Annotated in this window: 16 protein-coding genes and 1 pseudogene; 5 read left to right on the plus strand and 12 right to left on the minus strand. The window is 49.2% G+C overall.

The window, feature by feature from the left end:
* Positions 1 to 743: 743 nt before the first annotated feature.
* Together VE954_RS13495 and VE954_RS13500 are read left to right on the plus strand one after the other, a co-directional pair.
* Positions 744 to 1,193, plus strand: a complete 450-nt coding sequence (locus tag VE954_RS13495; protein WP_324953544.1) for a hypothetical protein — start codon at positions 744 to 746, stop codon at positions 1,191 to 1,193.
* 589 nt (positions 1,194 to 1,782) lie between these two features.
* Positions 1,783 to 2,538, plus strand: a complete 756-nt coding sequence (locus VE954_RS13500) for a hypothetical protein (protein ID WP_324953546.1) — start codon at positions 1,783 to 1,785, stop codon at positions 2,536 to 2,538.
* A 134-nt stretch (positions 2,539 to 2,672) separates the two neighbouring features.
* Here VE954_RS13500 and VE954_RS13505 read toward each other — a convergent pair whose 3' ends face one another.
* Positions 2,673 to 3,749 carry a hypothetical protein gene (locus tag VE954_RS13505; protein WP_324953548.1) on the minus strand — a complete coding sequence of 359 codons (1,077 nt, stop codon included), beginning with the start codon at positions 3,747 to 3,749 and terminating at the stop codon, positions 2,673 to 2,675.
* Entirely contained in the window at positions 3,746 to 4,099 is a 354-nt protein-coding gene (locus tag VE954_RS13510) for a hypothetical protein (protein ID WP_324953550.1), read from the minus strand. The genes VE954_RS13505 and VE954_RS13510 overlap by 4 nt, the downstream gene beginning before the upstream one ends.
* Before the next feature lie 267 nt (positions 4,100 to 4,366).
* Here VE954_RS13510 and VE954_RS13515 point away from each other — a divergent pair, with 267 nt between their 5' ends.
* The 3 genes from VE954_RS13515 to VE954_RS13525 all read left to right on the plus strand — a co-directional run bounded on the left by VE954_RS13515 (position 4,367) and on the right by VE954_RS13525 (position 6,707).
* Positions 4,367 to 5,176, plus strand: a complete 810-nt coding sequence (locus VE954_RS13515; protein WP_324953552.1) for a DKNYY domain-containing protein — start codon at positions 4,367 to 4,369, stop codon at positions 5,174 to 5,176.
* 96 nt (positions 5,177 to 5,272) lie between these two features.
* Complete coding sequence (locus tag VE954_RS13520) at positions 5,273 to 5,692, plus strand: hypothetical protein (protein ID WP_324953554.1); 420 nt, start codon at positions 5,273 to 5,275, stop codon at positions 5,690 to 5,692.
* A 460-nt stretch (positions 5,693 to 6,152) separates the two neighbouring features.
* Positions 6,153 to 6,707 (plus strand): recombinase family protein, encoded by a 555-nt coding sequence (locus tag VE954_RS13525; protein ID WP_324953556.1) that lies wholly within the window; start codon positions 6,153 to 6,155, stop codon positions 6,705 to 6,707.
* Here the strand turns inward: VE954_RS13525 and VE954_RS13530 are convergent.
* The 10 genes and pseudogenes from VE954_RS13530 to VE954_RS13575 all read right to left on the minus strand — a co-directional run.
* Positions 6,694 to 7,515, minus strand: coding sequence for a hypothetical protein (locus VE954_RS13530; RefSeq protein WP_324953558.1), 822 nt, complete (start codon positions 7,513 to 7,515; stop codon positions 6,694 to 6,696). The two genes, VE954_RS13525 and VE954_RS13530, sit on opposite strands and share 14 nt — an antisense overlap.
* 134 nt (positions 7,516 to 7,649) lie before the next feature.
* Positions 7,650 to 9,326, minus strand: a complete 1,677-nt coding sequence (locus VE954_RS13535) for a DNA polymerase (RefSeq protein ID WP_324953560.1) — start codon at positions 9,324 to 9,326, stop codon at positions 7,650 to 7,652.
* Positions 9,326 to 11,320, minus strand: coding sequence for a hypothetical protein (locus VE954_RS13540; protein WP_324953562.1), 1,995 nt, complete (start codon positions 11,318 to 11,320; stop codon positions 9,326 to 9,328). Before VE954_RS13540 ends, VE954_RS13535 begins: the two co-directional genes overlap by 1 nt.
* Entirely contained in the window at positions 11,307 to 12,044 is a 738-nt protein-coding gene (locus VE954_RS13545; RefSeq protein WP_324953564.1) for a hypothetical protein, read from the minus strand. Before VE954_RS13545 ends, VE954_RS13540 begins: the two co-directional genes overlap by 14 nt.
* 12 nt (positions 12,045 to 12,056) lie before the next feature.
* Positions 12,057 to 12,596, minus strand: coding sequence for a hypothetical protein (locus VE954_RS13550; protein ID WP_324953566.1), 540 nt, complete (start codon positions 12,594 to 12,596; stop codon positions 12,057 to 12,059).
* A 400-nt stretch (positions 12,597 to 12,996) separates the two neighbouring features.
* The gene (locus VE954_RS13555) at positions 12,997 to 14,208 is read right to left on the minus strand and encodes a hypothetical protein (protein WP_324953568.1); all 1,212 of its coding nucleotides are present in this window, start codon (positions 14,206 to 14,208) and stop codon (positions 12,997 to 12,999) included.
* Positions 14,181 to 15,365 (minus strand): hypothetical protein, encoded by a 1,185-nt coding sequence (locus VE954_RS13560; protein WP_324953570.1) that lies wholly within the window; start codon positions 15,363 to 15,365, stop codon positions 14,181 to 14,183. The genes VE954_RS13555 and VE954_RS13560 overlap by 28 nt, the downstream gene beginning before the upstream one ends.
* Positions 15,366 to 15,797: 432 nt before the next feature.
* Positions 15,798 to 17,060, minus strand: coding sequence for a hypothetical protein (locus VE954_RS13565; protein WP_324953572.1), 1,263 nt, complete (start codon positions 17,058 to 17,060; stop codon positions 15,798 to 15,800).
* Positions 17,057 to 18,514 carry a recombinase family protein gene (locus VE954_RS13570; protein WP_324953574.1) on the minus strand — a complete coding sequence of 486 codons (1,458 nt, stop codon included), beginning with the start codon at positions 18,512 to 18,514 and terminating at the stop codon, positions 17,057 to 17,059. The genes VE954_RS13565 and VE954_RS13570 overlap by 4 nt, the downstream gene beginning before the upstream one ends.
* Positions 18,511 to 18,805: pseudogene (locus VE954_RS13575) on the minus strand (hypothetical protein); the annotation flags it as partial. The pseudogene VE954_RS13575 and the gene VE954_RS13570, both read right to left, overlap by 4 nt.

The following is an 18,805-nucleotide window of genomic DNA, read 5'->3' on the forward strand; positions in this document are numbered from 1 at the left end:
ATGCGTTTTGCATTTTTACCAAATGCCGAAAATGATCATCTTTTAAACCACTGTATTTTGATCACCAACTGCGGGTGATGAGGCAGGATACGATCAGGTGGGGACGGAGTCTAACCGTGACTTGCTGGGGCGCTTACGCACTCTACACCTGCTTGTCGCCATTGGGGCCAAAAATCCCCAATGGTCTCAACGAAAAACAAAAGTCACGGACAACATAATTAGTCCTACAGTTGTAGATCGTAGGCGAAGCCTTGACACTTGAAATGGCTTTTCATTGCCAATATCTGATGACATCTTCTCCTGCCAATCCACTGATGGATGTGACGTTGTATTTCGGCATCTTTATTCCAGCATAGATGAATACGTTATGTGTCCTGGATGGAAACGCGCAGGACTACCTCAGGATTTTTTAATTGGACTATTGCCCAGATCCAGCGCGCTTTGAAGCTGCGCACGTTCGCAGGCCAGCACCGGGGTCGCCTGAAAGTCCGATTTAATCAAGACCAGAGCAGGCTCCCGCACGGTTGGACAGTTGTCAGAATGCTAGTCAACGGGCCCCATTTGATTGTGTTCAACTTGCTATTTCTATTGGGAAATAATTTCGAAAATAGGGAGGGGTTTGGCAGACGGCTTGCAGAATAAGGACCGGGAACATCGCTGAAGGACTAATTCTTCGGAAAATTCGTTCCCTGTTCTTCTTTAAAATCTTCTCCGTAGAACTTGAAAGCAGAGGCTGATCCATCATGAGGATTCTTCTTTTTTTACTCGTAGCCCTTGCTGTTCAAGCAAATGCTACTGAAAAGCAAGATTATAGGCCAGGACCAATTAGCTGGGTATTTCTCTTAAAGGAGAGCAGTGACGAATTAACTGGAAAACTTCTCTCACAAAGAGAAATTGCTGAGATGGTTGATAAAGGTTATTTATCGAAGGGCCGAAACTTAAAGTGCGATTTAAATTTCCAGTCCTCATGGAATGACGATATACTGGGTCAAGGCAAAGCATATGCAGAGCACATGCGGCTCACTTGTTTTGCAAATGGGATGAAGATTGGAGTTCCAATAGTATTTTGTTCTAAGCGCGAAGGCATCAACGCTACTTCCCAGGATCAGACCAGTATTCAAATTTCCGACGGAAAGTCAGAGTATCTCTATTTGTCATTCTCCTGCATTACTCCCAATGCGAAGCGATCTTAGTGACAAGCGAATAAAGCAAGCAAAGGATCCATATGGCTAACCGTTGGAATATACCTCCGTGGCTTGAAAAAGAAGTTCTAGAACGAGACAAATCCTGCGTTTATTGCCGAACTGAATTCACATCGATACAATGTGCAAGAAAATCTTCTGGTACGTGGGAGCATATAATTAACGACATCCGAATCATTACTCCTGAAAATATAGTTCGCTGCTGCCAAAGTTGTAATTCCAGCAAACAGCAGAAGCGGCTATCTGTATGGCTGGACTCAGATTACTGTAAAGCAAAAGGCATAACTTTAGACACTGTTGCGCCAAGCGTAAAAAGTGCCATCGTCAGCGGTTTCTAATTGCCTATCCGAAAACGCTTGCAATGCGAATTGCGGATAGCACGAAGCCCAGATACAGTAGCGAATCGTAACTGCCAAGCTTCTTCCCCCATTGATTTCCCACCCCGCGAATTTTATTTGCCCACAGGGGGTTTCGCTCGACAACCCAACGGTGTATGCCTTGCTTTCTTCCTAGCTATACTGCCGCTTCTATACATTGAATTTCCTCCGCTGCAAAGATTAAGTGGCGGAGGAAAAACCACATGAAATCTTCGATCAAAAGCTTTTTGCATGCCAACGGCTTATGGGCTGAGGCTGTGTCTGAGGAAACTGAGTTCTGCCGAAGCTTGATGAAGGTTCTGCCTGACGGTGACGAGTCGCAGCAAATCGCTCGCGCCCTCGAAACAACCCTGAGAACATATAGTAGCAGCAGGATGCTTCTCGCTAAGCTCTGCGCCCTACTGAAACAGGCTACAGGAAAAGGTCCTACGGAAATCGCGATATGCCTATTTACGGCAGCACCCGACCTTGCCCGCAGTGTTAGCGAAATCTCGAAGCTGATAAAAGCCGGGGAAATGTGGCTGAAGTGGCCAATGCTAGGGGATATCGAGAATCCCGACAAGCTTGCAACGCTGAAAAGGGTGCCGAACCAGTTAAAATCGCAAATTTTCAAGTCAGGAGAGTTTCCTGACGGAACCTCCATTCGTGGGCTATCCTGCGTGGAGCTGCGAGCTGCGGTGAACGATCTTCGTCCAGGTCAGCAGCCAAGGCCCCCAACCGAGACACCTTTACGGGTTGCCAAGCACGGTCTGATCAATCTAGCCAATGCGATGAGCGGCCTCAGCGAACTAATGCTTGGGATTCCAGAAATGCAAGGTACGAAAGCAAAGCTGGATGAGTGGCATTCCGAAATTCTCAGAGCTTTGACTGCCAGTCCAGAAAAAATTAAACCCGCCGTCTTCATTCGTCCCTCAGCAGACAACAATCGAGCCATCATGTCTAAAGTCACTTCGCTGTAACAATAGTACGCGGAGCGTACTACTCTCGGCTGTGCCCACTTCCAAGGAGGAAGGGTAGCACAATTTTGACTTTGGCAAGCCCATCTCAAAATAGGCGATGCTCACGCTGACCCTACTGGTCGGCTATATCACCCCTAGACCGCCTGCAACGCTGTCAAGAGTTGTCGCTGTCGCTCATTATTCTCCGCAAGCCGTTGCACAACAAACCGGCGATTAGAGACGCGACGCAGGACAACTGCAGCTCCAATTCCACCAATAACGCCTATTGGTCCGGCTAGATATACTGCAACTACTTCAATCTTAAGCAGAAGGGCAGCATTCAGCACTAAGGCTTCTGCTGCAAGACCAGCAGCGCCAGCACCAGCCGCCACCGCAACTCGATAAAGGGCATCTTCAATAGCCTGATTACGGTCTTTGGCCTGGAAATAGATTTGAAATGCACAAATCGCTAAATGTATCGATCCAACCGCCAATACCCCCTCAAACAATTCACCGAAGAGATTTTCAAACGGCGAAACAGAGGCATTAGCGAACCCCTCTAGAAGCTGACTCCGAATCTCCTCCTGGGTCGAACCCATATCGAGAATATTGATATCAATACCGCGCTCGGAAACTTCCCGCCGAACTTCATCGACTATATCGGAATTAACTGCGAAATCGATGGACTCGACCGCCTCACCATTTACGCCCGCAATTGATCCTGACTTGAGTTTTTCTTGTACCTCAAGAATTTTTTCCATGACCTTGTTCGGATCTTCATAAACCTTGACCTGTACATACTGGGTGAAATCTCCGTGATCCACGGAAACATCCCAGGACTCTTGATTTCCCAGACTTGCAAGTGATGCCTTTCCTTCGGAAGCAGCGACGAAAAGATTTTCCCCAAACTGTCCCTGGATTTTATTCGTAAGTCCCCAAACGGAACTTTCGCCTTTCTCTATCTTATCTAGAATAAGACTGCGCACTTCTTCATAACTATCAGCTTTCGCTCCCATGAGCTTTGAAAAGGCATCGAGAATGTCTTGAGATACAGGAGGAAAGTCGGCGAGACGCAGTTGGTCACCAATAAATAGGTCAGCAATCATGAATCCAGGCATCAGAGATATATTCAGAAAATCATCTACTTGACGTTCCAGAGCCCAGCGTCGAACTGTCTGTTGGATAGGCGGACACGATTGAACATGCCGTTCGGCAAAATCTTTAATGTTCACTTGACGTCCTTCTTAGCGAGCTGTTTTTCGAGCTGATCAATGCGATCGAGAGCCTCTTGAAGCTTGGCGGCAAGGATGTCGTTATAACGGTCTTGAAGCTGGAGGCGTTCCTCGACAAGGGCGAGGATTTTGGCTCCTGATATGGCATCCAGTTGTTCACCTGCTGCTTGGGAAACATGCCCCAGGAGTTCTGGGACGCCCGTTTTATCCAAAGCCTTCTGCGTGTGTTCTGCGGCTTGATCCAATTTCGATTTCAACATAGACGCCTCGTATTTTTCCTTGGCATCTTTCACAGCCTCTCCGACCGAGTCTGAAGCAGAATTCAAAAGATCCGTTGCGGATTTCCACATGTTCAGACTCCATCTATTTTGCTGATATTGCTGGGCGTATCGGTATTTTTGTCGAATTTCTTTAGCGATTTTGGGGCAGAATTCTCTTGCTGCTCAGAATGATCTTGTTTCCCTGATCGTCAGGGCCACTGATCAGGTGGATTCCAGCGTTTGGTTAAACATTCTTTACCTGTTTTGAATACAGTAGAATACGCTTTCCAGCCTTAAGACTTCAATTATGCTAAGCATTCCGCCGATAGATTCTCAGAATAGAAGGTGGAGTGTTGCATGAAAAAGTTCTTTGGTTCGCTGATGGTCATGGTCCTACTTCAAGCATGCCTTCCACCCAAGCAGAAGGAAAATCGTCCGGCCACGGAACTAGGGCCCTGCGTAGGTGCAAACGGCTTTTATGAGGTGCGGGGTGACGTGGTTTGCCACCATGGGCGCGTTCTGAGCCCAAATGCTGCTGACTTTGTCGAGCTGGGTGATGGTTTTGCCATCGATAGGAAGGCAGGCATAATCTACTCGAATGCATCCGAAATCAAGGGCGCCGACGTCGCCTCATTTGAGATCCTGAAAGGCAGCTATTCCCGCGATATGGAGCGGGTGTATTATACTCACCGGCAGATCAAGGCGGCCGATCCCACAACTTTCGAGTTCGTGGGCTATGCCTTCGCCAAAGACAGGTCCCCCGTTTATAATTTCGGCTCTATTGCACCGAACATCGATGCGTCGAGCTTCAGCAAGGTTGAGCCCCTGGTTGCCACTCAGGAAATGTCCCTCTACACATTTTTCAAGGACAAAGACAACGTCTACCACACAAACAGCAAATTATCCGAAAGCTGGAACATGGGCATCGATGTGGATCCTGCGACTTTTGCCTACTACGGTGGGCCTTTTATACAGGCCAATCGCCGAGTCTATTTCTCATTCCTCGAACCACTCGATGCGAATCCCGATACATTCCGCTTCCTCGGCTGCAGTCCTTTCAGAATCGAGGATCTTACGAATCACGTCTTTGCGCTGGATTCACCTCCACGGCGGATGATCTTTTGCTACGGCCAGGATGGGGAACGCGTTATTGAAAAAGAATACTAGATCCTGCCATCTACTTTTAATGGTAAATCTTCTGAAGAGTACCAAAAAGCTTGATGCCCCGCATTCTATGGACAAGGAGCTGCGGGAAAAAGCAATTTGAAAATTCGACGAGGCCCGCTCGTGCCCGATCACGTTGTTGTTCCGGGACCTAACCGCAAGCACCTGATCGTCACTCTGGTAGCGATAGTCGTGGTCGGCGCAGTTATCGGCTTTTTATATCGCGGTCTATCCCATCCCACTGACAAAGACATTCCTTCAGTTCTGCTCGGCAAAACTGCACGGGGATTTCAAGTAGATTGGCTTCAGGGACAGGACCTTTTGGGCCACGCAACAGATCCTAGAGGATTCTCATTGGCTGACTTCAAAGGCCGACCTCTGATTCTGAATTTCTGGGACACCAGCTGTCGCGGGGAAGCGCTGGATTTGGAATCTTCTGGCAGACGTACAAGGATAGGGGCATCGCGATTCAAGATACGCTTGAGCGTGGCTCTACAATTCACCAAACCTGGGACTTGATACTGAGGACAGTAAAGCGGCCATCGATTATGGGGTAACGGGTGCGCCTGAGACTTTATTATCGATCGCAATGGTGTCGTGATTCACACAGAAACCGGCCCGGTGACAACTTAGATGCTGGCAGAGTATGCCGATGAGCTGCTGCAGAACTAGAAAAGTCCTTGAAACCTTCCGCACAACTGATGGTGACCCTTCCATCAGACAAGCCTACTTTCTGCTCAACAGCTTTAGTCGCAAAACTATTAGCAGATAAACGTCCGGGAAGGCTACGGAGCGTTGCTCGAACGATCAAAATTGACTTTAGGAACCTTGGCCATGGATTCACCTAGCTTCGTGCCACCGATCCCGCATGTAGGCTTAAAAAAAATGATCGTTTATGAAATAAAGGGGTGTGATATTATTATAATTCTCGCTTATTTTTGTAATCCTCACTATTTTTGATCACTAAAGGACCTGAAACATGGCTGAGTATCTGTATTGCCGAGTTTCCACCGATGGGCAAAGCGTCGACCCACAAACTCAGATGTTAACCAAGAAGTATCCAGGGGCTCAGATTGTATCTGAAATTGCCTCCGGCGCCAAGGCCCGTCCAATGCTCAAAGCCCTGGTCGAGCAGCTTCAGAGGGGAGATGTCTTGATCATTGCAGCCCTTGATCGGCTTGGAAGGAAGACCACGGAGATTCTGACTTTGATCGAAGAGCTTACTGACAGAGGCGTTATTCTAAGGAGCGAACGCGAGTTCATAGACTTCGCGTCTCCCATCGGCAAGATGGTAACGGCTATCCTGGCTTCGATGGCAGAGCTGGAGCGCTCGATGATTTCCGACAGGACAAAGGCGGGGATTGAATCGGCGAGAGCTAAGGGGAAAATCATTGGCCGACCCAGGACTATCAGTGATTGCACCATTAGAGCTGGGATCGGCCTGGTTAGAGAAAAAGGTATGACGATTACCGAAGCAGCCAAAAAAGTTGGTGTGTCCTATCCCGTGCTGGCAATGGCCCTTAGGACGAAGTAATGGGTCTTGCATCAAAACCAAATGCGAATACCGACACTCTTATGTTGGCACCGAGGGTGGGATCATCAACAAAGCCCCAAACAATATCCGCATCTTCATGAGCGGCTTCCTGAATGAGATGCAGACCAGGGACCACCTCCTGCATCTCTGGCGGTTTACCAACGGCGACTCCAACGATGAAGCCCTTAGCTTTCTCAAGATCCACCCCCGCCTCGGAAAAGCAGGTGAGTGCACCTTGGACTGCAAGTTCGCAGGTTGCACCTTCGCCTTGGCCCAGCACGGTGAACCCCGGATATGAATCAAGGCTGTGCTTTATGTCCCAGTAGTCAACAACCATCGGCTGTGCAGCAAAAGTAATATCTGATATGGCCTTGATGCCGTTGACTACGATCTCGTCTTGGGACGCCGAGAGATGTTCAACAGGTTCGACGAAGAATATCTTTTCGTTTGTTATCGCGTGATAACCCAGCTTACCTCTAATTGGACCATTGACCGGGAAAACAAAGACGAAAATCCCATGTTCCGTTGCCTTGGCCATGACGTCTGGAAAAAGCTCAAAGGTGCTCTGATTTGAAAAGTCCGCCGTCAGGAGGAGGAGGTCAATACTGGCTATTTCATTTTCAAGCCACTCCAGCGTTCTTAATTCCCCGTCGAGGTTGAATGCACCCTCGTCCCCATCTTCTGGGCAATAGATAGTGATGTCGAGAAGGTCTTTGATTTTCTTTTTTCGGATCTTGGACATTATCCTGGATCCAGAAAGGCCGATTCCAGACGCGAGAAACTTTGGAAGATAAGGTGTTTCAATCATAAAAAAATCCTTACGGGGTAATCATTTATTATAATCCGTAAGGACCACTTATAAAAGACCGTGCCGGGATTACAGCACGAAAACCGGGCTTCCAAAAATATTCTGCGACAGGATCAATGTTTAATTAAGCGCCACTACACCACCTGGAAAGCTTTCATGTCGGATCTTTTGCCCCACCGTACACCCAACGCCCATTTCGTCTTGGCTGGCATGCTCGGAAGGTGCTTCTTCGCAGCTTGAGTCAGAATATACTGAACCTCTTCTCTCGTTTCTTTTGCGATCTCTCGTGGAGTCTCTATCAATACGGAATCATGATTGGTCAGAATGCACAAAGTCGAGGAACCTCGATAAATTTTGTAAACGTCATAAACGGCCTGCTTTAGGATCATCGCTCCGTTTCCCTGGAGGACTGACGCAATAGCCGACGATGACATCCAAAGGTCGCTTGATTCTTTTGACGGGAATGAACGAACGACCCCTTTTGAAATTTCGATCATTCTTTTTTCTCGAGCCATGGTCTCGATACCCTTCAACCCTTCATTGATCCGAGGGTAACGGAGGGCCAGAGTTCGAAAGACCTCGGCGGATAGAGCTGACGTGATCCCCATCTCTTTCTTCAAAGTCGACTCTCTACCACCATGAATCCAGATTTGAACAGCGTGCTTCATCTGATTGCGATCAAAACCACCTATCGATTCGGAAAATGGATCCCCGTTTGTGCAAGAATCAATCGCTTCCTGGTCGGAAAAAATCGCCGCAGCAATTGCGAAGTCGAAACTTGAAAAGTCAACTTCCAGAATCAGATTACCCGGTGACGCTTGCACCAGGGCACGCAATGGTTTTGGAATGTACTGAAGCTTTGGACGTTTGAAACTACTTCGTCCGGTCGCAGCAGCGTTCTGAGTGTGAATGGGATGGACCCTGGCATCAACCCCCGTCTGCAAGGGTCTTGAAAGAAGCCATTTGTTGTCAGAAATGAACTTCTGGATTTTTCTTGAATTTGATGACTGTGGACCGAGATCCTTGAACCAGCCTCGAAGGTAGGCGAAATCATAGTCGCATATTCGAACCCCCACCCACTCGATCCAAGCGTTGGCTTCGACGGAAGGCAGTTCGACTGTTTCAATGTATGCCCTGCTCCGAGGGGGGATTTCCTTATTGAGCGCTTCATACAGGGGAACCAACTGCGATGCCGTTCGTTCAGCATTCGTCTTTTCAACGTAGATATGGGTTAATTGGGGATGAGGGGAGGGGGTGGGGGTGGCACCCGAATCCTTAAGCAGCCACTGAGACAGGGAGCTTACCGATACCATTTCAGCATCAGCTTTACCCTGTCCCCCAGGGAATTGGCCCCTTTCCCTGTAGATCGAAGGCAAATGGGGGTCCACCTTTGTCCTTCCCAACAAAAGAAGCGACGCAACCACCCTGATGTCAAAAATTGGCTGGTCCCAGTCGAGATAGATTCGTTCCCCAAAAAGCCCAAAGTACAAGTTTTTGGCATCATATGTCACCCACTGAACGTTGGCCTTTAACAACGCTTCAAGCTCACCGTGTTCGACGGGACTTCCATCATAGGAACCACTAAAATTGCGTATGCAGCCAAACTTGTCGCGAAAGGCCAAGGTCAGCCCCTTCAATACCGTGCTAGAAATGTCCTCCTTCTCGATGACGCTCTGTGAGCACTCATCAAACCATGCGAATGGAGGGACCGAGTAATCGAGCCAAGGGACGACAACTACATCGAGCAGTTTCACCTGGTTTTCGGAAATACTGGCTTCAAGGTGCCGGCGTAAAGCATTCATATTCATCATTACACACCCTCCGGCGTCATGTTACTTGGGAATAGATTTATGCTCTCAAACACCCTGTCCACATATCGATCGACCTTAAAATTTTCAATAATATAATATATTATATTGGATTTTTTAAGGTCTCCATCGTAGCTTCCACTCCGTATATCATCAGCCATCTTCAGCGCCTTATTTAAGGTTGGTCGACTGATGCCTAAAAGTTTCTCAATCTCCAGCCTTCGGACACCCCGTCGATGGAATAGAACATCACAAACCATTGCCCGAAAAACACTCTTAAATTCCTTCGCTGCTGGGACATTGAAGAAACACCTGAGGCCGTCCAGGTTTCGCACCTCATTAATTGTCCCGCCTAGGTGCTCGCTGAAGTCGTTGGTTTGGAAAAAAACAACGTCCCGCGAGAGAGTAAATGGCCTGACCCGTGACGCTGCTTGAATTACTTGGTTGAGTTCCATCTTATGGTGCCAGTCCCGTATGAGGTTTTTCCGCCAGATATCATCCTCGGAAGTGGATCCCCCTAAAATCATCCTTCGATATCCTCGACCGGTGTAGTCTAGCTTTATCCGGCCAAGGTCACGATCGTCTTCGAATACCTTACGCTCTATAACGCCAGGTGAAACGTAGTAAGAGTTCAGGCAGAAGCAGGCGTCATATTCGGTTAAATTGTTGAATCCCTTTGCCCCGTAGTTTATCACCTGAATAGTCCATGGATTTTTCTTCCTGAAAAGCAACTTGGCTTCGAATTTCATCTGAAAAAAACCCCAACCGTGAACCAAAGCGGTTAGTTCCTTGATGCACACACCCTTGAAAGCTTTGCAAGTCACGAGAACAGTCGCCTTGCCTGCTATCGCGTTTTGTATGCACATGGCTGCGAACACCCTTAGAATTCTTTGCCGGTTGCCTGAGAAGAATTTCCTTGATCCACCAGTGTCACACAAGTTTACTATGCGGGACCCGCTATGGTGGAACTTGATATGATCAAAGGGGGCATGTAGGTGTTGGATCTTCAAAGTTTCAACTATGATTGATTTCGTAAGACCGGCAGACAGTATCAATAGGTGGCAGCCAAGGTACGGTCTGACTCGAAAACGAATTTTCGGATCTGAGCCATTTTCAAAATATCTTTCGTGTTCGTAGCTCAACCCAATAGACAGGAGTTGATGACCTCCGAATACGAAAGAGGGGCCATGGGCCTCCCGACCCATGGCTTGAAGTTCAGGAAAGAACTTAGTTAAGGACATCGGCAACTTCTTGAGGTCAAGGAGATCCATGTTGGAACGAGCTTCCAACAACTGTTTAATCAATACCAACACCGTGCTTTTCAAGGTGTAGCCGATTGTGCTGGCATGAATCAGGCTCGTCAAACGTTGAAGGTCCGTTCGATCGATTTCCTCGAAAAATGATTCGTCAATGATCTCACATTCGTCAAAAATCACCAAGGGTCGAGCATCTTCGAATACCCCTTCACCCCTGCTACAAATGATACGTTGTAAGTTCAGAATGAGAGACTTTTCAACCCTCAACTTTTGGTCAGTTATCAGGATTAACCGTGCGCTGCCGACTTTCTCCTTTAACGGTACCGGCCAGGGGCAACGATTTGTTGGGGTGTTTTTGGGGCACTTGGCACATATGGTTTCTCTGCCGAGAGCTGCGCTCCCAGACTCTTCCATCTCCTGCCAGCGCTTGTTTAACACCTTTCCGCAGCGCTCACGGGGGCGACCCCAAAGAATGGCGACCGGGACCGGTACAGCCTCCGGCTTGAGGTAAGCTATCCGCTCTTTGATGATGCCTTTTTGGGGGGCCGAGTATACGATAAAAGGAAATTTGTCGTACGTTTCCGGGTCCATCATCACGTTTTCGGCGATAAAGGTTTTCCCAACACCCTGGCTGCAGCAAATCGATAGGTTATCGAACTCTTGCACCTGAGAAATTAACTTCTTATGGTCAAGATCTTCCTTACGAAAGGTAGACAGATGGTGTTCATCAAAGCGCGTCATCGTCTTCACGCTCCGGCGGAATCGGTGCCATTGGTTTACCCCCTGCTCTCCGCCGTTCAGTTTGAGCTGGTTGAACTTTCGGCTTCGACTTGGCAAATGCCCGCGCATGAAGGCGCCGAAGTTTTTCAATCCCCCCTAGCAAGTCCTCATTGCTGTACGACGGAAAGACTTCTTCGATCAGAATCGTTCCATCGTTCAAATCTTTCAAGAACTCGCTCATCTCACGATCCCCCTCCCCTTCGACTTGTTCCTCGGATGCGTTCGCGATGTAACGGTACTTGTTTGATTCGGTCCGAACTTGCTTGATCACCAAAACCTCTTTGCGATCATCAGCCTTCCTCCGGTAGGCTTCAGCTACAATTAACCCAATACCACCTTCTTCATCGGTCGGCTTGAAGTGCAAAATATGGATCTTCGCATCGGCCACGGAGTAAACAGGAAGCAGAAGAAATTCGGACCCTTTGCTTATATGGTCGCAGTAGACGCAATCGCTCCCCCCGCAACGAAAATAGCCTGCATCCACGTAATCGGGATCGTAGCCGGAGTCTCTGACTATATAGTGCAGTTTCACCAGAGCGGGATCGCGACGAGGGGGAAGAATGATCATGCCCGGATTTGTGTGTTTGAAGCTAAACAGTTCCAGATCCCCTATGTTAGCTTTGACAATTGAGCCTGTCGAAGACGAGGAGTTTGTGCGAATTTTATCCCAGTAATCATAAGTCATGATTTATTCCTATTATGTGACGAAGGTTTTAGCTGTCGACTGGTGGCGTGAAATTTTAGAAAAGGGCGGGGCTCTTGGGTGTCCTGGGCAACCGGCAATGGGACTGTGAAGGGGGAGAACCCCCCACAGGATCAGCGATGACGGTAGCGAAATAAGTATCATGGATTTCAACCTGCCTGCTCGAGTTTCCGTCTTACGTACCTTTTGCCAACTGCCTGTTAAAAATTTGGCGTCGCCTTCGAGTCCGTCCGGACCAAAAACCCCAAAGAGGTGGTTGCGGACCAACGGCCACATAGGGTTCTTGTCGCCTAGGCTGAGTTCGAACAAGTTCAGGATTTCCCGACGGGTTTTTCTGATCCAGGGGATAACGTCGTTGGAGGGGGCTCTACCGAACCGCGTAATCGCGTTGTCGATGGCTTTACGAAGATCCGGCTTGCGCATGTCAGGAATACCGTTGCTGATATCGACGATGGATTTCAATCGGGCGTGGGCCACACTAAGAGCTTCGGAGAATGGGGTGTCGTTAAGGGGAGAGCTTTGGGACCTGTTCATATACCTTCCTTCGCAAAAAACATTTATGGGAAACACCCAAAAGTTGATCTTTGTGGGTTCATCCAGGAAGTCCTTTGATTTTGGATGCGGCCCCAAAAAAATCGGTAAGTCCAACTTTCATCGTTGGAATCTTTGGGGCATTGTCTTCAATAGGTTGATCCTGAGGCAAACTCCGTGTTGCAGGTGTCGAGAAAACCTTCATTTTTTGGCGGCTGAAAATAGCTCAAGAATCGGCAATTTTTTTGGGGCTATAATGGGCCACCCCTTTGCCTCCACTAAGGAGACGAGCCGATTGCGTGGTTTTGGTAGTATTTTTTTGGTGTTAATATTATTGCGTTGACGACACCTCTTTAAAAGCATGGAAAGCTCCCGGTTAAGTACCAAGTCCCGTCTATCATTGTTAACCGAGCAGCGAGAGATGTTGGGCATAGGCTTCTCGATCGCTAGCAAGGACTGGATCAACAATACCAGTGATAGCTGCTACTACGGAGCCCATCTTGATTCTTTCCAGGAACTGGAAGAACGCGGCACGATCGTGAACTAGTGCTTTAAGCTCGTCAACGAATCGTTCCACCACGGCGATGTTATGGGTCAGCAGCCACTCATTGAATTGTTTAGTGATTACCTTCTTCTTGTCCGTGACCCGGGCATATCTCACCATACGGAATCCCCGGAATGCCTCGCCGAAAGTCTTCCCAAGCTTGCAGCTCATGAAGGCACAGATTTCGCAAGGCTCTCCATTAAAACCTTGGCAATTCGCAAGCTCCCTGGCGATAACCTCTACGTCCGTTTTTCCTTTAAGAGGAAAGCTTTTGGGACGTCCGTTTACGAAACGGTGCACCATAGGATTTTCAACCGCTTGGATGGTAAAGTTTGTAGCATCCACACTGAGACGCTTATACGCCTGGGCCAAGTATACAAAAAGGCAAAGCAGTTCCAGTCGTGCCGTTCCCAGGACGTGAAAATTTTCCATCCCGTAGGACAAAGGGAACATGGCGAAGTACGCGTTAACTACAGACCCCAGCTCATAGGGGAGTCTCATAGCCCATCCATCGGCGCTGTCACCTACAACGTTCCGCACTTCCTCAACCCAACGTTTTTTTTGCGCTAGGGTAAAGTTTCCGTCATCGTCCGCGAATAAACCGTGGATCGGCTCGTAGTGGAGCATGCCCCGTGGTTTCTTGAAGGCACGATGGAATCTTTTCGTCAGCGGCATACCCACTTTCAGCATCATCTCGAAGCCCGAGTTATAGATTGGAGCATCCGCCCCGATCCCCAAAGCGCAGGGATACCTCCTGTAATACGTACCGATACTCTCGGGCGAAAGGTCTGCAGGATAAAGTGTACTGGTCCATATACTGAACCCACCCGAATCCCAGATTTGAAAATCCTTGCAGCTCTCCGCGCCCACGATCTCTCGAAACGCCTCGTATTTTTCCTCTACCTTCCCACTCGCGTCGTTCTTGAACTGCGCGGCTGATTGCAGAAAATACGGGCCCCGCCCAGCTCTCAAGATGGTCACATTCTTGAGAGCCTTCGCATAGATGAGGTCCACGGCTACGCCGTAGACCATGTTGAACCCCGTCAAGCGCTCTTCTTGAAATTCTGCCATTTGTCCCCCGCGGTTACTGAGATTGAATCGCATCGACACTGTATCGTTTCATATAAATGAAACAGAGCGCCGAACCCCTTGACAAATTCCTGCAAAGCGTAATCAACTTTCATGGCATCAGCTTCATTGTCCGGCAAATCAAGGCTCTTCACGCATTTTACAAACTCCTGATAATGCTTGAAGTGGGTCTTTCCCGACCTCTCCACCTTGCTAACGACATGAAAGAACTCTTCCAATGACGTTGATCTGCGTCGGTTCCCCTGCCTGCACGACGATGCGTCTTTTCCATCGCTATCAGTATTTTTGCGTTGGTCATCAGCGCCTGGGTCGACCGGGTCATCAGGGTCGTCATAACCTTCCCGTCCCATAAGTTCGCCCCAGAAGCCTGGATCCTTGCTCAACCGCTTGGTCAATGCGTTAGCCTGCTTCACAGTGAGTTCCGCATAGGTTTTTCGATCCCCTTGGAATCGGACCAACCCGTTTTCAAGTAGGTGATAGAGATGATCGGCGTTCTTGATTCGGTCTAGCGCGTAGACCAGGAGAGTCGGGTACTTGAATATCCTGAAGTGCGAGAGGAGAGATCCGTGTATATTCACGGTGTCAATAATATCGTCGAGATCCTGTCCCAGTATTTTGTGCGCGAAATAGTTTTGCATCTTTATTCCGCGATTTTTTAGTTTCGGACCTTCGTCTTCATCAAGTCCATATTTGCGGTATACATCAACCGATGTGCCTCCCTTCATGACGCTCATCTCACATGCAACCGAAATGCTCTGCCAGCGGGTGATCGTTAAAGGCGTATTTGAAAGTTGCGAGACTTGCTGGAGAATTGGACCCGTTACAGAGCGCATACGCTTTTTAAGCATCTGCTCAAAGACCTCAACGGCAGTCGAAGGATTAAGGTTCATCAGCCGCGCGAAGATAAAGGAGTTGTGGCAGTCTTTCCCAAAAGCGCCGGCCTGCATATCGATGTATGCGCGTAAACCAAAGCTCATGACCCCTGCAACATCACCCGCTAGTTCTTGCGGCGATGGTACCAACTCCATGCCATCAAAATGCACGGCCGTCGCATTGCCGGAGCTGTTCTCGGGCATGGCCACACCACCATTGACTGCGGAGGCGAGCGGTTCGCGATCAGGGGCTGTGTGTTCGATCATGTCGGTTCCTTTTGAACGGATTTTTTTGGATGAACCGAGATTACTAAAGTCTCTTTTTCCGCTTCCTCGATGTGGGTTCCGTTATTCTTTTTATAGACTTCCAGCCATTTTTGGCGTCTTATTTTCATCTGCAAAGACAATGGTTTATAGAAATATTCGGACAGACAAGCTGGGATCGCAGAGTATTAATTCGCAAGGCTGGGAGCGAGTTGGCGGCTGACAAAGGGCGATTTTTTTAGAGGAGGATCGATGGATTTTCAAGGTTTGTACGGCTTGGAGGCCTTCCGCTCGCGGGACGCAAGGGTCGAGCCGATAGCAAACGCAAAAAACCCCTGCCGAGAGGGCAAGGGTTGGGTCGGTCGTCGTTAATGGAAAGATTGAATCGATGCTAGGTGGAGCGCTTCTTCTTTCTGTAGTTAGAAGCGGGGTACTTCAGTGCCGTAGCTCGACGAACTCGTCGGTTGGATGGATATCAATCCGATCCTGAAGCCATCTGCTGACCCAACCAGGGGCTAGCTTATTTATACACTGGCAGCCCCGCTCCTTGATCAGCCCATCATCCATCAACTGGATCAATGCCTCGGAAAGCCTCTCTTCAGCTCTTCCAGGATGGTGTCGCTCAACAGAAATACCAGCGATATTCAACAGATCCTGGACCAGAAGTCCGCCGCCGCTGTACCCTCGCCGATCTTTAACGCCTTGTTTATGTGCTCGTCTCCACCGCGCAAAAAGATGTCGAGCAATCGCCTTCTCCGCAGCTCGTTTGGCCGGGTTATACTGCATAACCTGAAGTGGGAGATAGCCAACGAAACCGCCAGCCAGGATCTCTTGCAAAGTTTCGAATGGCTCGACCGACCAATGTTGACCTTTCCTAGTCCGTTTTTTGTCGACGGGAATTTCCGAGAATTTGAAAAGAGGCTCAGCGTTCCCCTGCTTGAGTTCCTTCGGCTGGTTCCTCCGATAAACTATCGCGTTCGTATATCGAACTTGGACCCAAGACAGCAGCTCAATTTGCTGGGCAACGTCCTGTCGCTGCTCCTTCGTGTATCCGCCCCGATATGCTTCGCCGTTCGCGTTTTTTCCACCGCGATGCTTTTGGAGATTGCGGGCGGCTAGTATTGCATCGATGGAGAAAGAGGCTCCCAGCGAATTTTTTGGATCAAGCAGCAGGAATATGAGAAGGTCTATGACATCGGCAGTCAAGGGGGAGCAAGTTTGAGCCATTTGTTGAGCCTGGACCTGAACGTCTGTCTCCGAGCTACCTGCTTCCAACATGCCGTCAAGAATATGTCGGGGAGGTTGAATAAGGACTGTTCCCAGTTTCCGGTTGCATTCGTTTCTCAAAATCTTGGTTGGCCAACCGTTGTCGAGTTTGAAGTCAAGACGGGAAGCCAGTGCAGTCCGGGTTTGCACGAAATGATCGTGGGTCTGGGTGAGGATGAACTTTTGCCATTCTCGTCGCCTTAAGAGCTCGTTAACACTCGGGCCGTTAGGAAATTCCGAAGCTTGGGCTTGATTCACGTTCGTCTGCGCGAAGCCGGATCTGGATTCCGTCTGGCCAGCAGGCTCAGGCGCTTTCCATGGCACGAAAGGTTTCGGTGAAGCCATCACTAACATAAGTGGAAGAAAGTCAAACTCTGGTAATTTTATTAGGTAACCTTCGCCGTAGATACCAGCGTCATTTCTTTCGTTCATTGGTTTAGACCTCCATCGCTAGTTTTAGATGGAGTCCTGGAAGCCGTGGGTCGGCGCTTTCGAGTCGAAGGTTGTTTCCGCTGGCTTCCATCGTCCTCAGCGATCTCGAATAATTCGATGGTCAGAGTGTGGTCGTCGCCAACGACGACCCGCTTGACGAGGGTTTCGACGATCGATCGCAACGCAGCGACGGGGAGCTGATGGAAGGATTTAAGGAGATCGAAAACTGCGTTCTTCAGATCAGGGCCTTGGCCTGAGCCGCTGCCTTTTACGGCTCTAGCGACAAGCGCCTGGAAACGATCGCTTTCCAGCAGGTGAGACTTGAGCGCTTCCAGGACTATTGGATCGATTTCCTCGCAGCGAATACGAAGCTTCTTGTCAGCGGCATAGTAGTAGCGATGCGCGGCGCTCTTTGCGGAAGCCCCAGTGTAACGGCTCACACCTGGGTCATGGAAAAGGATATGGGAGAGCATGTAAACGTAATCACGGCTACCTGCGCGCTTGTTCTTGCGAGCTGGATCATCAAGTATTCGCTGGACCTGATCCAGCAGTTCAAGATCAATGAGCGGCCCATGCGGCAGAGATACCACTTGGAATTTCTTGGACGCCGGTAACGACTGGTCATTTTCACCTTCGTTCTCCAGATTAGCGAACCAAAGGCCCCGATACCGCCATTTGCAATTGAAAAGCGCCTGTTCCAACATGAAAGGAGTTAGGTCCTTGTCTCGTTTCCCCTTTATTCCAAGGCGCTTCGCTTCTGACAAAACCTTCTGCTTACTGCGATGCAATATATATAGTTTGAGGTGTTGCACAAGGCGATGCAGCTCAGGCAGGTTCTTGATGTAATGACCTTTACGATGTGGATCTCGATCGAGGCCCAGGATCTCCGCGGAACCATTTATCTTGCCGTCTTGCAGCAAGCGTGCAGCAGCGTTTTCACGGACCCGAACAGCGGTCGTTTCCCTTTCAAATTGGGCAAGGGCTACCAGCACGACAATCATCATCCGTCCGAAGGGAGAAGATGTATCCAAATCAAGGCCGACGATGAAGACAGCCACACCATGCTTCTCGCAGTGAGCCAAAAAGGCGAGGAAGTCAGCCACGGATCTACTGAGGCGGCTTAGCTCAGCTGCTATGACGAAATCAATTTCCCCGTCCTCGATCAGTTTCCATAGTTTTTGAAACCCTGGCCGCTTGGTGTTCTTGCCGCTGAACGCCAAGTCCGTGATGAACTCGACCAGCTTGTGCAGGACCCCCGTCTTCTGAGTTAAATGGTCGACATAGTAGAAACATCGTGTCTGTTGAGCTTCGGTCGAGCCATCCGCTCTGACCGAGCCATCCACCTCAAACGCTTGATCAATGGTGCTGACGCGACCGTAGAAAGCGCCCTTAAACACGTTCTTGACAACCTTATTGATGACACTCGAAGTAGCTCTGCGCGCTTTCCTGTTCACGCTGCACCCCCTTCGAGCAGGAGGCTGATCACACTACCGCATAGCTGATCAAATTCGCCCGTTGGCAAAGGGTGTAAGACCGTGACGATCTTTAGGTTCGCGACGTCGAGCACGCGATTCCCGGCGATCATCCGGCGCTTGCTTTTTTCGATGACCTTCTTTCGATGATAGGCTTGAGCTTTGCGGACTTTGACACACAGACGGCATTGGCCATCAACCCCATCGCGCTGAGAGCGGTTTCGCGCAAACTGCTCGAACGGCTTTGCCTCACGGCAGGCAGAGCAGGTCTTC

The sequence above is a fragment of the Oligoflexus sp. genome, from assembly GCF_035638955.1.
Classification (GTDB): Bacteria; Bdellovibrionota_B; Oligoflexia; order Oligoflexales; family Oligoflexaceae; genus Oligoflexus.